General features: G+C 71.2%; 14 protein-coding genes. 9 read left to right on the top strand and 5 right to left on the bottom strand.

Going from position 1 to position 14,881, the window contains the following annotated elements; translation table 11 throughout:
* Positions 1-533 precede the first annotated feature (533 nt).
* From AB0K60_RS13780 to AB0K60_RS13770, 3 genes are all read right to left on the bottom strand, one after another.
* On the bottom strand, positions 534-2,906 hold the full coding sequence (locus AB0K60_RS13780; protein ID WP_364053033.1) for a hypothetical protein: 2,373 nt from the start codon (positions 2,904-2,906) through the stop codon (positions 534-536).
* 310 nt (positions 2,907-3,216) lie between these two features.
* On the bottom strand, positions 3,217-4,113 hold the full coding sequence (locus AB0K60_RS13775) for a phosphotransferase (RefSeq protein WP_364053030.1): 897 nt from the start codon (positions 4,111-4,113) through the stop codon (positions 3,217-3,219).
* Between the two features lie 8 nt (positions 4,114-4,121).
* The gene (locus AB0K60_RS13770; protein ID WP_364053027.1) at positions 4,122-4,763 is read right to left on the bottom strand and encodes a TetR/AcrR family transcriptional regulator; all 642 of its coding nucleotides are present in this window, start codon (positions 4,761-4,763) and stop codon (positions 4,122-4,124) included.
* Positions 4,764-4,946: 183 nt separating this feature from the next.
* On the opposite strand from AB0K60_RS13770, the gene AB0K60_RS13765 reads away from it, so the two are divergent.
* From AB0K60_RS13765 to AB0K60_RS13755, 3 genes are read left to right on the top strand one after another with little or no spacing between them, the layout of a single operon-like run.
* Positions 4,947-5,102 carry a hypothetical protein gene (locus tag AB0K60_RS13765; protein ID WP_364053024.1) on the top strand — a complete coding sequence of 52 codons (156 nt, stop codon included), beginning with the start codon at positions 4,947-4,949 and terminating at the stop codon, positions 5,100-5,102.
* A gap of 24 nt (positions 5,103-5,126) precedes the next feature.
* Complete coding sequence (locus AB0K60_RS13760) at positions 5,127-5,321, top strand: hypothetical protein (protein ID WP_364053021.1); 195 nt, start codon at positions 5,127-5,129, stop codon at positions 5,319-5,321.
* On the top strand, positions 5,318-5,770 hold the full coding sequence (locus AB0K60_RS13755) for a hypothetical protein (protein ID WP_364053018.1): 453 nt from the start codon (positions 5,318-5,320) through the stop codon (positions 5,768-5,770). Before AB0K60_RS13760 ends, AB0K60_RS13755 begins: the two co-directional genes overlap by 4 nt.
* 139 nt (positions 5,771-5,909) lie before the next feature.
* Here AB0K60_RS13755 and AB0K60_RS13750 read toward each other — a convergent pair whose 3' ends face one another.
* On the bottom strand, positions 5,910-7,331 hold the full coding sequence (locus tag AB0K60_RS13750) for an MFS transporter (protein ID WP_364053015.1): 1,422 nt from the start codon (positions 7,329-7,331) through the stop codon (positions 5,910-5,912).
* A gap of 220 nt (positions 7,332-7,551) precedes the next feature.
* Entirely contained in the window at positions 7,552-8,469 is a 918-nt protein-coding gene (locus tag AB0K60_RS13745; protein ID WP_364053012.1) for a LysR family transcriptional regulator, read from the bottom strand.
* Between the two features lie 240 nt (positions 8,470-8,709).
* On the opposite strand from AB0K60_RS13745, the gene AB0K60_RS13740 reads away from it, so the two are divergent.
* From AB0K60_RS13740 to AB0K60_RS13715, 6 genes are read left to right on the top strand one after another with little or no spacing between them, the layout of a single operon-like run.
* The gene (locus AB0K60_RS13740; protein WP_364053009.1) at positions 8,710-11,109 is read left to right on the top strand and encodes a CoA transferase; all 2,400 of its coding nucleotides are present in this window, start codon (positions 8,710-8,712) and stop codon (positions 11,107-11,109) included.
* Positions 11,110-11,160: 51 nt separating this feature from the next.
* On the top strand, positions 11,161-11,304 hold the full coding sequence (locus AB0K60_RS13735; RefSeq protein ID WP_364053007.1) for an alpha/beta hydrolase: 144 nt from the start codon (positions 11,161-11,163) through the stop codon (positions 11,302-11,304).
* Positions 11,297-12,085, top strand: coding sequence for a crotonase/enoyl-CoA hydratase family protein (locus AB0K60_RS13730; protein WP_364053004.1), 789 nt, complete (start codon positions 11,297-11,299; stop codon positions 12,083-12,085). Before AB0K60_RS13735 ends, AB0K60_RS13730 begins: the two co-directional genes overlap by 8 nt.
* A complete protein-coding gene (locus AB0K60_RS13725; RefSeq protein ID WP_364053001.1) occupies positions 12,082-13,245 on the top strand; it encodes a thiolase family protein in 1,164 nt (387 codons plus the stop codon). Before AB0K60_RS13730 ends, AB0K60_RS13725 begins: the two co-directional genes overlap by 4 nt.
* Before the next feature lie 10 nt (positions 13,246-13,255).
* Positions 13,256-13,642, top strand: coding sequence for a Zn-ribbon domain-containing OB-fold protein (locus AB0K60_RS13720; RefSeq protein ID WP_364052998.1), 387 nt, complete (start codon positions 13,256-13,258; stop codon positions 13,640-13,642).
* A 47-nt stretch (positions 13,643-13,689) separates the two neighbouring features.
* A complete protein-coding gene (locus AB0K60_RS13715) occupies positions 13,690-14,604 on the top strand; it encodes a LysR family transcriptional regulator (protein WP_364052995.1) in 915 nt (304 codons plus the stop codon).
* Positions 14,605-14,881: the final 277 nt, after the last annotated feature.

Raw genomic sequence — 14,881 nt, 5'->3', positions numbered from 1 at the left:
TCGGACTCGGTTGGGAGCCGTCTGCCGTCGGCGTAGCTGCCCCGGAGGATCTCGCTTCTGACCTCGCGGGCGAGAGCGGCATGGCCGCTTTCCTTTCGGCCGGTGCCTGTGGTCACGCTCACCTCACCTCACCGTCGATCAGCCTAGCCGGAGCGGGGCGGGCGGCGATGTTCCTCAAGCGGACGCGCGTGCGTGGAGGAGCGGCTGCGCGGCACGTCGGTGCCGTGGTCGCGGTATCGCACGTTCGCCGAGCTGGTCGGCGAGGGGGCTGAGGAGCTGCGGGCCAATCCGTTGATGGTGGAGATCGACCGGCCGGGCGTGGGGCCGTACCTCGCGCCGGGCCCGTCGATCGGGCTCGGCGGGGAGGCGCGGGTGGCTCCGGCGTACCGACATGGCGTTCAAGGTCGAGGCGGCGCACCTGATGATGGTGATGGCCGCGCGCGAGAAAGACTCCGGGCAGCCCAGGGCCGGGCGTGTTCCATTTGCGCGGTGCACCACGGCGGTGACCCGAGGCCACCGCCGTGGTGCGACGTTCAGACCCCGTCGTCGTCGGTGACGACCAGGCGGGCGAAGCCGTCGCCGATGGTGGCGTTCGCCGAGACGCCCGCGACCACCTGGTACGACTGGGTCGCCGTCGTGGGGGTGGTGTTGCCGATCAGGGGCACGGTGAAGACGCCGCCCGTCTGGCCGGGCGGGATCGTCACGGTGTGCGCGACCTGTGAGATGACCGGGCCGGCTCCGGTGGGGAGCGACTGGACGGTGACCGTCACCGGCTCGTTCGACGGCTTGGACAACTGCAGCGGGATCTGCGCCTCGCCGGGGCCGTCGCCCTCGGGGACGGTGAGGTCGCCGACCGACACCTGCGGCAGGTCCGCGATGGTGTCGTCGCCGACCCTGACCCGGGTGAAGGACAGGTCCGCCAGGTAGACGCCGCCGGTGGGGGAGGCACCGGTGAGCGTCACCTCCTTGATGTCCTTCTTGTCGATTCCGCTGAGGCCGCTCAGCGGCATCCGGACCGTCCGCAGCCAGGTTTTCGGCAGCGGGGAGGTGACGCCGGGGAGCGGCGTCAGCGCGGGGCTGAGCGTCGACACCGGCACGGTGACGCTGCGGTCGCGGCCGTCGACCAGGGTGATGGTCATGTCGAGCGGGGCGGACGCCGGGACGTTCTCGTCGCGGGCGACACGGAAGGTGAGCATTGTGGCCTTGGAGATGTTCCGCGAGCCCTCCGGGAGAGGGACGGTCAGTTTGCCTGAAGTGTCCTGCCAGGTGAAGCGCATCACCGGGGTGGCGACGGCGTTCGGCAGGTACGTCGCCGGGGCCCAGGACGGCGCCTGCGCGGTGGTCAGCCGGGTCGCGCAGGACGGCAGGCCGCTCTGCGGCGAGCGGTCGAGCATGCTCGCGCAGATGGCGCCGGTGGCGTTCCCGGACACGATGGCGGGGGAGGCGCCGGCGAAGGTGGCCACGTCGATCCGGCTGGAGGCCGGGGGCTGGGCGACGGCGTACACGACGGCGCGGCCGGTCGAGGCGACGGTCTTGCCGCTGCCGTCGAACAGCGGCAGCAGCGCGGTCTCCCGGCCCTGGACCAGGCGGAAGAACCCGGCGATGAAGGCGGTGCCGACGGCGTACTGCTCGGCCGCGCTCAGCCGGGGCGGCGCCTGGCTGCCGCAGACCGGGTCGATGGTGTTCGACCAGTCGTCGGACGCGGGCGCGGCCGCCACGCCGGGGGTCCACTCGGTGTTGAAGAAGTTGTGGTTGGCGCCCATCACCAGCAGCGCCGACCGGAACGCGGGGTCGCCGGGGAGGGCGTACAGGGAGTCGTCGTAGAAGTGCTGGCCCTGCTGGTTGGAGACGTCGCCGTCGCAGTACGGCAGCAGCGTCGCGGTCGGGATGCCGGGCAGGGACGCGCGGGCGAAGTCCGTCGGCGCGAGCGGCAGCACCGCGCGGATGCCGTACGGCTTGGCCCGGCCGGAGTTCATGAGCACCGCCTTGGCGACGCCCTCGCCGCCGCGCGAGTGCCCCATCAGGCCGACGTTGCCCATGTCGACGCGGCCGCGGAACAGCGAGATCAGCTGAGGGTCGCCCTTGCCGCGCTCGGCGTCGTTGATCAGGTCGAGGTGGCGCATGACGACCTCGCCGCGGGCCAGCGCGCCCCGGTCCTCGGAGAAGTTGGCGTCGAAGGCGTTGACGGCGTTCGCGCTCACCGACACGACCACGTACCCGTGGCTCGCCAGCGCGTCGGCCGGGCCCTTGTAGCCGGTGAAGCTTTCGATCGGCTGCTGTCCGGCCGGGCACGGCCAGGCGCTGTTGCTGGTCCGCCGGGTGACCGGGTCGTAGCAGGCGGAGTGGCGGCCGTGCAGGAAGAGCACCAGCGGCCGGCGTCCCTGCGCGCCCTTCGGCAGGTAGACGCGGGCGCGCAGTTCGCCCAGTCGGCCGCCGAGGCCCTCCAGGCTGATCGCGGTGTCGCCCAGGTCGTAGCCGGTCTCCTGGACCTCGTACGGCCCGGGCACGCCCGGGTCGACGTCGATCGTCGACGGCTGCGGGTCGACCGGCGGGATGTAGACGGCCCTGGGCGCGACGGTGGATTCGACGACGCCGTTGAAGGCGACCTCGACGCTACGGGCGGCGCCCGCCCGCGGGTCGGAGGTCAGCAAGGTGAGCGTGCGGCCGTCTTCGCTCTCGGTGGCGAAGCCGAGCGACTGCCCGTTCACCGCCAATTCCGGTGCGGCGTTTCGGACCGGAAGCGGTTCGTCTAAACGTAATGTAACCAGAAATCCGCCTTCGACCGGTATGACCGACCATTCGTCGGCGGCGGCGGCCGGTGGGGCGGGGAGCGCGACGGCCAGGGTCACCGTCGCGATGAGCAGGGCGGCCAGGCGGCGCCAGAGCGCAGCCACTAAAAGCCTCATGACGTTCCTTTCGCGCAAGCCTCGCGAGGACTCGCAAATCTGCGCTTAGTAGAACGTTGAAGCTTTTAGACCGCATTAACGCGCATTGCGGACACGTTAACGATCACCCGAAACCGGGGCGTCATCCGAGCGGCGCGCCCCCGGCGGGTCGGCCGCGCGACCTTGCCGGTCGGGTCCAGGCTCATGATCGCCACGTAGACGCACTTGAGCGCGGCCTGCTCGTTGGGAAATTGGCGGGCGGGTCGGCCTCCCCAGGGCCACCAGCCCCCGTCCGGTCCTTCGGGGGCCGGGCGGGGGGTTCTTCTTGCGCTTAGGACATGCGGTATTCGAGCCACTTTCGGCCGGCGGCAGCGGCGCGGGCGCGCGACGCGCGGATGCGCTCGGGGCCGTGCCGGGCGACGAATTCCCGGAAGAGGCTCCACACCGCGGCGAGCCCGGTCACCGCCTCCGGTGGCGCGTCCTTCCATGCCGGGATCCGCTCGGCGAGCTGCTCGGCGGCCTCGGGGGTGTGCCCGGCGAGGATCAGCCGGGGGATGAGCAACGCGGTTTCGACCCATGCGGCGCCAGCGGCGGCGAGGCCCCAATCGATCAGGTGCAGACGGTCCGATCCGGCAAGAAGGTTTCCCTCGTGCAGGTCGGTGTGCAGCAGTGTGCCGCCCGTCAGCGCGTTCTCGTCGAGGAGCGCCCGCGCGGCGGCGTACACGGCGTGGCCGTCCAGGTCGGCAGGGCGGGCGGCGAGTATACGGTCGGCTCGGGAGCAGAGAAAGCGGACGTTGTCGAACACGCCTGGAACCACGCCTGGAACGTCGCCGGCGGGGTTTGGGGTGAGCGCTTCGCCAAGCAGCCGAACCAGGTCGATCGCCGCGGCGCCGTCCGGTGAGCCCGGGCCGAGGTCGATTTTTCGGGCCGGCTCGATGTGGTCGAAGACGAGGCTGATCCAGCCTGCGTGGTGCCCGCTCCACCGCAGAGGCGGAGAGGGCACCACGGCAGGCAGTACAGGGGTGACGTGCGCCTCGCGCAGGTAGAGCGGCACCGACGGCGAACCCTGGGGAAGAGCCTTTATGAACAGCCGCCCGCGCGGGGTGTCCAGCCGCACGGACGTGCCTGCGGTGAGTCCCGGCGGCATCGGGGCCACGCCCGTGATCGGGCCGAACCGGTCGGTGATCGCCTCGCGTACCTCGGCCGGTGGGCCGTCCCAGGTGCTCACCCGCGGCATCAGATGCCCGTGCCGGGCGGCGGGTAGATCGCCTTGGCGGCGGTGAGCACGAAGGCGGTGACGTCCTCGACGTAGCTTGCGCTCTGCGCGGTCATCTCCGGGCGTAGTTCCTCCGGCGTGGCCAGGACATGGTTGAGGATGCCGCCGAGCAGGGTGTCGAGGATGAGGGTGGGGGAGGCGTGTTCGCCGAGCTCGCCGCGGGCGATGGCGCGGCGGACGATCGCGCGGGCCTCCAGCACGCGGGAGCGGCGGATCGTGGCGGAGAACTCGCTGAGCAGTTCGGGGTAGGCTCGCGCCTCGACGTGCAGGCGCAGCCCGGCCAGGCCGTAGGGGCCGAGGTAGTGCTCCATCATGGAGCGGGCCAGTTCGCCCAGGTCCTCGTGCAGGCTCCCGGTGTCGATGGTGATGGCGGGCAGCACCAGCGCCCATTCCAGCGTGTCGGCGATCAGCTTCTCGCGCGTGGGCCAGCGCCGGTAGACGGCCGCCTTGCCGATCCCGGCCCGGCGCACCACCGCGTCGAGGGTGAACTTGGCCCAGCCGAGCTCGGCGTAGAGCTCGATGGCCGCCCGCAGGGCCTTGCGATCGACCTCTGCGTCTCGGGGGCGACCGGGCCCGGCTGCCGTGGCCGCGGGTTCGCGCACGGGACACCTCCTGCTCCGACCTCAACGAACAAATTCTGCACGGCTCTCGCCTGAAGCTATTGCGGGGACTTATCGTCCGTAATAGCCTCGCGCTACCTGCCAGCCGCCTCACCCTCGGACATCCTGGACGACCCGCAGCTCGACGGCCACTTCATCGAGGTGCCGCACACGGTGTACGGGACGGTGACCGTGCAGGGATCGCGGTATCGCCTCTCGCGGACGCCCGCCGCGGGGGACCGCGCCGCGCCCACGTTCGGGCAGCACAACCGCGACGTGCTGGCCGGCCTGCTCGGCTACGACGACGACCGCATCCAAGCGCTGGCCGAAGCCCTGCGCTGAACACGACAAGGAGCGGAAAGACCCTTGACGGAGGACTGGAAGAAGGCCTGGCAGCCGATCGTGGACTCGCTCGGCGCGCCCCGCCCCGCCGTGACGCGCGTCTACGGCGCGGACCTGGTGGAACGGGGGGTGATCCGCCGCTACCTGGAGCCGCTGGAGTTCGACTGCGCCCTGCACTACGACCCCCACGTGGCCAGGCGCACGGCTTCCCCGACGTGATCGTCCCCTACACGAGCATGTTCACCTGGGCACTGCCGCCGATGTGGCGGCCGGGAGAGCGGCTGTTCACCAGCCACGAACGCGACGCCCAGCCGGATCGCTCGCCGATCAGCGCCTCGGGCGGTGACTACCCGGCCGAGGCGACCGGCTATTTCGCCACCGACATGGAGATCGAATACCACAGCCCGGCCATCGTTGGAGACCGGCTCGGCATACTGCAGGGCGGCCTGGTGGAGGTCAGCCTGAAGGAGACGTCGGTAGGCCGGGGCGCGTTCCTGAAGAACGAGTCCTCCATCGTTGATGAGCACGGCGCGGCGCTGGCGACCATGCGTACCGGGATGTACGTCTACGAGCCGCTGCCGAGCCGCCCCTGCGGTCCGCGTCCCGCTTCCGGCACCTCCTGGCAGACCGTCGGCCCAGGTCAGGTCACGGTGACGCTTCCTCGATGACCATCACGGGCCCGCATAAAAAGGGATATGAAGATGACCGCCCCGAACGGCATCGATGCCCGGTGGCGCAACCGCTGAACGCGCGTGACAAGGCCCCTCGGCTCGCGAGGGGCCTTCGACGCATGCGGCTCGGCGTGGTTCAGGCCGCGATGTCGATCAGGGAGCGGTCGCGGGTGCGTACGCCGAGGCGAATGATGCCGGCGGCGATCACGAGGAGGGCGACCATCACGAACGACGCGGGGCGCGCGCCGAAGCCGGTCAGGATGGGCAGGACCACGAACGGGGTGACGGCGCCGCCCAGATGGCCGACACCGTCGGCGATGGCCGCTGCCGTGCCGCGAGCGCGGGTCGGGAACACCTCGGCGGTGTAGGTGTAGGCCGGGGTGGCCATGAAGGCGATGCCGAAGGAGCTGAACAGGGCGCCCACGGTGGCGACCGTCTCGCCGAGGTTCAGGGTGATGAGCAGCAGCGAGGCGGCGAACACCAGGGTGCCGATGACGACCATGGTGCGGCGTTCCATCCGCTCCACCAGCAGCACGGCCGCGACGGCAGAGATCAGTGGCATGGCCCGGGTCAGCACGCTGACCAGGACCGCGTCGGAGGTGGAGATGCCGATGCCCTCCAGGATCAGCGGGAGGTAGCTGGAGTAGCCGTACATGGCGATGTAGAAGATGAACCAGAAGCCGAGCACGATGAGCATGCGGCTCAGGTACGGCGGCCGGAACAGGGCACGCGCGGCGACCTTCTCCTCGGCCGCGGCGGTCTCGTGGCCTTCCCGGTGGTGATCGGCCGGGAGGGCGCCACCTTGGGGCAGGCCGACCCGGGACTCCATCTGGCGGACGATGCGGTCGGCCTCCTGCGTACGGCCCATCGCGACCAGCCAGCGCGGCGACTCGACCAGCGCGTGCCTGCTGACGAGCGGCAGCACCAGGAGCACCAGGCCGCCGAAGGCGAGCAGGTAGCGCCAACCCGCGGGAGAGGCGGAGAGCACCGGCAGTGACGCGAACCCGATCACCAGGAGCAGGACGGTGCCCATCAGGTACAGACGCGACAGGTAGCCACCGCGCTGGTTCTTGGGCGCCAGCTCGCCGATGTAGGCCGAGCAGAGGGCGAGCACCGCGCCCATCCCGCAGCCGGTCAGGAAGCGGAAGAACGTCAGCGACCACACGTCCCAGGACAGCGCGGTGAGGAATCCGCCGGCGCCGAGCGCGGCGATGGTCAGCGCCAGGCCCTTCTGCCGGCCGTATCGGTCCGCGACGTGGCCGAATGCGTACGCGCCGACGCAGTAGCCGACGAGGTTCCAGGTGACGGGGTAGCCCAGCTCGGCTCCGGCCAGCCCGAACTCATCGCGCATCGAGGGCAGGGTGATGGTCAGGACGGATATGTCGTAATTGGCGAAGAAGAAGCAGAGCATGAGCGCGAACCAGGCGGCGCGGCTGAGCCCAACCTTCGGCATCGCGTCGATGCGGGCGTCCACGTCGCGGGCCGATACGGGAGCGGTCGAGGTGGCGGTGCCCGGGGATGGTTCGGGGGTTGGCGAGCCGAGCGGCGTGTGCGACAACGCGGCCTCCTTGGTGGAACGAAGGGAGCATCAGGTGGAGGCGCTCTCCCGCGGTTTCCGCGGCATGAGCGGGTGAGCGGCGGGCGTCGGCGGGTGAGGGTTCTCACCGCGAGGACTCGGATAGGGCCGGTGCGTGGAACCGTAGGCAGGCCAGGGCGACGGTGACCATCGCGGTTTGGCGCATGTGCACGTGTCCGAAAACGCAACGTGCCGGCGTTGACTAGAGGGTCAGGGTGCGGCCGCTCCACTCCTGCCGCACGGCGCGAACCAGTTCGCGCACCACGTCGTCCTGCTGTGCCCGTGAACGCCGCCACGCCACGCCGAGCAGGAACACCAGATCGTCGCGGAGCGGGACGACGGCGAAGGCCGGGTCGTCGAAAACGCGCGCGCTGCCGCCGTTGCGCGGGTGGAGTGTCAGGGCGACACCGTGGCTGTGGCGGATGTGGCTGGCCAGCTTCACGGCATCGTGGTCCGGCAATTGATGAAAGGAGGTGATCCCGGCCTCCTTCAACCGCCTGTGCAGCCGGTTCATCGCCAGCGGCTGCGGTGTGGGCGGGCCCACGGTCAGGGTCCGGTGCCAGAGGTCCTGCAAGCTCAGTTCGGAGGCGGTGGCGAGCGGGTCGTCGGACCGCATCACCAGAAAGAACAGGTAACGCGCGACCACAAGGCTGTCGAGCCGGGGCCGGTCGAGCGGGAGGTGGACCAGGGCCGCGTCGAGTTCACCACGCTCAAGCGCCGGCAGTAGTTCGGCTGACGGCGCGATCGTCGTGTCGAGCGGACGGGCGGGAAATCTCCGTTCGGTCAGCGCCACGAAACGGTCCATCACTGCGGGCGGGCACAGATGCGTTCCTCCCAGGCGCACCACGCGGTTCCCATTGGCCGATGCCTCCCGGAACACGTCTTTCAGGCCGTCGAGCTGCTCCAGGATGTCGCGTACGCGCTCGACCAGCGCCCTGCCGTTGGCGGTGAGCTCCACCTGATGGTAACGGCGTACGAACAGCTCGGCCCCCAGCTCCCGCTCCAGGTCCTTGACCGCGCGGCTCACCGGAGAGGGGGTCAGGTGCAGCCGCTCCGCCGCACGGCCGAAATGGAGTTCCTCGGCGACGGCGAGGAAACAGCGCAGCTGCTGTACGTCCATTGGCCGGAGTCTGGGACGCCCGTCACCGCACGTCAACCAAGCGGCGGGGGGCCTACATTGCCGATCTGGACGCGTGCCACATTGCCGAATCGGACGTTTTCAGACCGAAAAGGGCGTGGCATCCTCGCGCTTAACGAAACCTGTCGTTAACACGTCGGGCGAGCCCTTCTGCGCCGTCGACCGGGACAGGGCACATCTGGCGTACTCGCGCACGCCCAGCACACAGTGGGGTGATTCAGCATGCCCGCAGGCACGGGCCTTCCCCTCGCCGGACTCCGGGTCATCGACCTGGCCGACGGCAAGGCCGAGATGTGCGGCCGCTTCCTCGCCGACCTCGGCGCCGACGTCATCCGGGTCGAGCCGCCCGGCGGCGCGCCCACCCGTCGGCGTGAGCCGCTGCATGAGGGGGTGAGCCTGTACTTCGCCACCCACAACGCCAACAAGCGCGGCATCACCCTGGACCTGCACGAGCCCGCCGACCGCGACAGGCTCCTCGATCTGGCCGCGGGGGCGGACATCCTCATCGAGACCGAGCGGCCCGGGACGCTCGACGGGCTCGGTCTCGGCACGGACACGCTGCTGGCGCGTAACCCGGCGCTGGTGGTGGTCTCGATCACCGACTTCGGACAGACCGGCCCGTACCGCGACTGGGTCGGCACCGACTGGACGCACCTGGCCTTGGGCGGGGTGCTGTCGCGCTCGGGCATCCCGGGACGCGAGCCGGTGCTGCCGCCCGGCCCGCTGGCCTATGAGTCGGCGGCGGTCCAGGCCGCGTGGGCCGGCCTGCTGGCGTACTACAACCGGCTGGAGACCGGGCGCGGCGATCATGTGGACTGCTCGGTTTACGAGATGACCGCGCAGACCCTGGACCCGGGCTATGGCATCGGGGGCTCGGCCACCGGCGGCGTACCGGCCACCGAACTGCCACGCGGGCGCCCGCACGCGGGGAACCTGTACCCGATCTTCCCCTGCGCGGACGGCTATGTACGGATCTGCGTGCTGGCCAAGCGCCAGTGGCGCGGCATGTTCGGCTGGCTGGGCGAGCCGGAGGAGTTCGCCCACCCCAAGTACGACACCCTCGCGGCCCGGTTCGGCGCCTCCGAGCGGCTGCACGCTCTCATCGGGGAGCTGTTCCGGGACAAGACGCGCGATGAACTGGTGGCGCAGGGGCAGGAGCGCGGGGTGCCGATCGCGGCGCTGCTGGAGCCGGGTGAGGTGCTGGCCGGCCCGCACTTCCTGGAGCGTGGGGGCCTGATCGACGCCGAGGTCGCCCCGGGCCTGACCGGGCGCGTCCCGTCGGGGTATGTCGAGGTGAACGGCGTGCGGGCGGGGTTCCGGCACCGGGCGCCGGAGGTGGGCGAGCACAACGGCGAGGTGTTCGCCGAGCCGGTGCTTCCCGCCCCCGCCGCGGTCGGGCCGGTGGCTCCCCGGCGGCCGCTCGACGGGCTTCGGGTGCTGGACCTGGGCGTGATCGTGGTCGGCGCGGAGCTGGGACGGCTGCTGGCCGACCAGGGCGCGGAGGTCATCAAGATCGAGAGCCGGGCCTACCCGGACGGCAGCCGCCAGTCGCTGAACGGCGAGCTCATCAGCGTCAGTTTCGCCTGGGGACACCGCAACAAGCTCAGCGCCGGGATCAATCTGCGCTCACCGGAGGGCCTGGAGATCTTCAAGCGGCTCGCCGCCGAGTCCGACGTCATCCTGTCCAACTTCAAGCCGGGCACGCTGGAGTCGCTGGGGCTGGGCTACGACGTGATCAGCGAACTGAACCCGCGGATCATCATGGCCGACAGCAGCGCGCTCGGCGCGAGCGGGCCGTGGAGCAGGCGGATGGGGTACGGGCCGCTGGTACGCGCCGCCACGGGGCTGACCTGGCTGTGGCGCGACACCGGCGTCGAGGCCGGATTCTGCGACGCCATCACGATCTACCCCGACCACATCGCGGCCCGGGTCGGCGCGGTCGGGGTGCTGGCGGCGCTGATCGAGCGGCGGCGTACGGGCAGGGGCGGCACGGTGAGCGTGGCCCAGGCCGAGACGATCCTCACCCAGATGTCCACAAGCTTCCTGCGCGAGTCGCTGCGGCCCGGGACCTTCACCCCGCACGGCAACAGGGGGGAGTGGGACGCGCCGCAGGGCCTGTACCCGTGCGCCGGTGATGACGAGTGGTGTGTGGTGAGCGTGGCGGGGGAGCAGCAGTGGCGCGGCCTGTGCCAGGTCATCGGCCGGCCCGACCTGCTCGCCGACGGCAGGCTGGCCGACTCGGAAGGCCGCCGCGCGCATCGGGCGCTCATCGACGCCGCCGTCACCGCCTGGACCTGCGTCACCCCGCCGCGGGAGGCGATGAAGCGGCTGCAGGCGGCGGGCGTACCGGCCGGGATGATGCAGCGGGTGACCGAGTACCTGGAGGACCCGCAGCTCACCGCGCGCGGCTTCCTGCGCGAGATGCGCCAGCCCCAGATCGAGCACGTGCTGCGTACCGAGAACGCCCCGGCCACCTTCCGCGGGGTCGCCGATCCCGACCTGCGCCCGGCGCCGCTGGCGGGGGAGCACACCCGGCCGGTGGCGGCCAAGATCCTCGGCCTACCCGAGTCGGAGGTCCAGGCGCTCATCGAGGCCGGAGTATTGGAGGAAGCGGGCAAGTGACGTACTTCGACCGGGACGGCGACGTCCAGATCTTCTCCACCGATGAGGGCAGTGGGCCCGCACGACAAGGTCGAGGTCTGGCAGGGCGCGGGCCACTTCCTGCACCAAGAGCAGCCCGACCGGTTCAACGATCTGGCGCTGACCTGGATCAAAACACTTCCGCAGGAAACTTCTGAAGGAGCAGACCATGGGTGAGCCCGCCGCGCTCGTCGAGCGCCGCGACCACACTATGTTGATCACACTGAACCGGCCCGAGGTGCGTAACGCGGTGAACGCGGAGCTGACGCGGGCCGTCGGCGAGGCACTGGACGAGGCCGATGCCGACCCCTCCGTCCGCGCCGTGGTCCTGACCGGGGCCGGGGACAGGGCGTTCTGCGCGGGTGCCGACCTCAAGGCGGTGGCCCGTGGGGAATTCTCCGGCGAGGGACTCAAGCCGCACTGGGGTTTCGCCGGGTGTGTCACCCATCCGATCGCCAAGCCGGTCATCGCCGCCGTGAACGGGTTCGCGCTCGGCGGTGGCACCGAGATCGCGCTGTGGGCGGACCTGGTGGTGGCCGCCGAGACCGCCCGCTTCGGGCTGCCGGAGGTCAAACGCGGCATCATCGCCGGTGCGGGCGGCGCGTTCCGCCTGGCCGCGCAGCTCCCCACGAAGGTCGCCATGGAGATCCTGCTGACCGGCGAGTCCGTGACCGCCGCGGACGCACTGCGGCTCGGCCTGGTCAACCGGGTCGTCCCGCAGGAAGAGGTGGTGCCGGCCGCGCTCGCCCTGGCCGAGACGATCGCCGCCAACGCCCCGCTGGCCGTGCAGGCGAGCAAGCGCATCGCCCGCGGCATCGCCGGCGGCGCCATCCCTGGGGAGCAGGCGGCCTGGGAGCGCACGGCCGCGGAGACCGCCCTGATCATGCGGTCGGCGGACGCGAAGGAGGGGCCGCGCGCCTTCGCCGAGAAGCGCGCCCCGGTGTGGGAGGGCCGATGAACCGCGCACCCGTCATCGCCGGCCTCGGCATCACCGAGATGGGCAAGGTCTACGGCCGCACCGCACCCGAGTTCGCCGCCGAGGCCGTACGCCTGGCCGCCGCCGACGCCGGGCTCGACCTCCGCCAGGTGGACGGCCTGCTGACCAACACCGGCCTGTCCGGCGACGTCGGCCTGGGCCTGCAGCGCGACCTGGGGCTGCGCGAGCTGCGGCTGCTGTCGGAGGTGCAGGCGTACGGCTCCTCGGCCGGGGCCATGGTGCAGTACGCCGCCATGGCCGTGGCGTCGGGGATGGCGGACGTGGTGGCCTGCGTCTTCGCCGACGCGCCGCTGAAGGACCCCTCCTCCGGCGCCGGAGCCGCCTACGCCGGAGCGGGCCGGGTGCCGTCAGGCTGGCAGGGGCTGGCCGCGGCCTCGGGCATCTACAGCGCCAACACCATGTACGCCCTGGCCGCCCGCAGGCACATGCGGCGCTACGGCACCACCAGCGAGCAGTTGGGGCACATCGCCGTCGCCCAGCGCGCCTGGGCGACCCGCAACCCGCGGGCCCAGATGCGCGAGCCGATCACGCTTGAGGACCACCAGAACTCCCGGTGGATCGCCGAGCCGTTCCACCTGCTGGACTGCTGCCTGGTCAGCAACGGCGGCGTGGCGGTCATCGTCACCTCCGCCGACCGGGCCGCCGACCTGGCCCAGCCCCCCGTGCACATCAGAGGATGGGCCCAGGCGCACCCGGGATACGTCATGGGCAGGGGCAGCGAGTTCGGCCTGGTCAGCGGGGCGGCCCGGTCCGGGCCCGCGGCCCTGAAGATGGCCGGGGTGTCGCTTTCGGACATCGACGTGGTGGAGCTGTACGACTGCTACACCTTCACCGTGCTCATCTCGCTGGAGGACTACGGCTTCTGCGCCAAGGGCGAGGGCGGCCCGTTCGTCGCCGGCGGCGTCCTGGGGCCGGAGGGGAGCCTGGCGGTCAACACCGGCGGCGGTCAGCTGTCCTCGTACTACATGTGGGGGATGACCCCGCTGTCGGAGGCCGTCATCCAGGCCCGCGGCCAGGGTGGCGAACGCCAGGCGCCCCGGCACGACATGGTGCTGGTCAGCGGCAACGGCGGCGTCCTGGACCACCACTCCACCCTCATCCTCAGCCCGCACGCGCGATAGGAGCACGCCGATGCCCGTGGGAATCGTCCGCCGCGACGCGGCCACCGCCGAGTTCTTCGACGGCACCGCGCGCGGTGAACTGCTGATCCGCCGCTGCGAGGAGTGCGGCGGCACCTCCGCACCGCAGACCCGCACCTGCCCGCACTGCGCCTCGCCCGCCCTGTCCTGGACGCCCGCCACCGGTACCGGGACGGTGGAGAGCTGGTCGGTGGTGCACACCAAGGGCCTGCCGCCGTTCACCGTCGCGATCGTCGAACTGGACGAGGGGCCGTGGCTGCAGGCTCAGATCACCGGCGTCGAGCCCGGGCAGGTGCGCGCCGGCATGCGCGTGCGCGTCGCGTACGAACGCCCCGACGAGGGCGAGAGCGTCCCCGTTTTCCGCCCCGCGTCTCCCTGAGCCGGGCGCCTACCGGGTGCGTCTCACCCGCCATTACGCTGGGCGGGATGGACATCCAGCAGCTGCGGTACTTTGTGGCGGTGGCCGAGGAGCTCCACTTCGGCAGGGCCGCCGAGCGTCTGCACGTGACGTCCTCCCCGCTCAGCAGGCGCATCCGGGAGCTGGAAAAGGAGCTCGGCCAGGAGCTGTTCGACCGCCGCTACCACCAGATCGAGCTGACCCCCTTCGGGCATGTCTTCCTCGAACCCGCCCGCGACGTCCTGGCCCGCTTCGACGCCCTTGCGGGCTTGGCGGCCCAGGCCGCTCCGGCGCCGCCGGCCCGGGTGCGGGTGGGGGCCACGCCGCTTGCCCCCACCCAGGTCCTGGACCTGGTCCTGGAGACCCTCGAGAAGGTCAGCCCCGGCATCGAACTGCCGGTCACCCTGGAGCCGTCCGCGGGCCTGCTCGGCCTGATGGCGACGCACAAACTGGACATCGCCGTCGTGCATCTGCCCGTGGACGATCCCGATCTGGGCAGCCTGGCGCTCGCGGAGTACCGATTCGCCGTCGTCATGCGCCCCGGCGACCCGCTGGCCGACCGGGAGGAGCTGACGCTGGGCGACCTGGCCGACCGGCAGATGCTGCTCACCTCGCCCAAGGTGCACCCCCTGGTGATGAACCGGCTGCGCGATCATCTGCGAAGCGGCGGCGTCACCCGCATCCGCGAACTCCCCCACAACGACGTCGTCCAGATCGCCGCGCACGTCGCCCACTCCGATGCTCTGTCGCTGGTGGCGTCCAGCAGCCTCGCGGGCCGCGTCCTCGGCGAGAGCGGCCTGGTCCTCGTGCGGTTGAACGATCCGGACCTCCACTTCCAGCTCGGCGTCGTCTGGCCGGCGAGCCTGGAGGCACGGGGCGGCCCCGTGGTGGACGCCGTGAAGGCCCTGCGCGAGCGCCGGGGCGCCTCCCTCACCATCCTCTGATAGCGCTCGGTCCACTTCCGCCGACACGTTCACCATGGTGAAGAAGCCGTGCATCCGGCCGTCGCGGGTGTGCGCCCGCTCCCGCTCCACGTCCCGCACGACGAGCACGTGGCTGCCTCCGGCGGGCTTGCCGGGCTGCACGGGGGCACATGCGGATGAGGGGAATTGTGTCTTGGTCTAACTCCTGGCGCGTCCGGCGGCAATAGAGCGGTCCAAGGCTTGGGTGAACACACGAGAGCCGGGCCAAAGTTTCGGGCGTGTGAACACTGTACGAACG

It is taken from the genome of Thermopolyspora sp. NPDC052614 (assembly GCF_040678635.1).
GTDB lineage: Bacteria > Actinomycetota > Actinomycetes > Streptosporangiales > Streptosporangiaceae > Thermopolyspora.
Note: the sequence above shows the minus strand (reverse complement) of the source record. Positions and strands in the feature narration are given on the sequence as shown.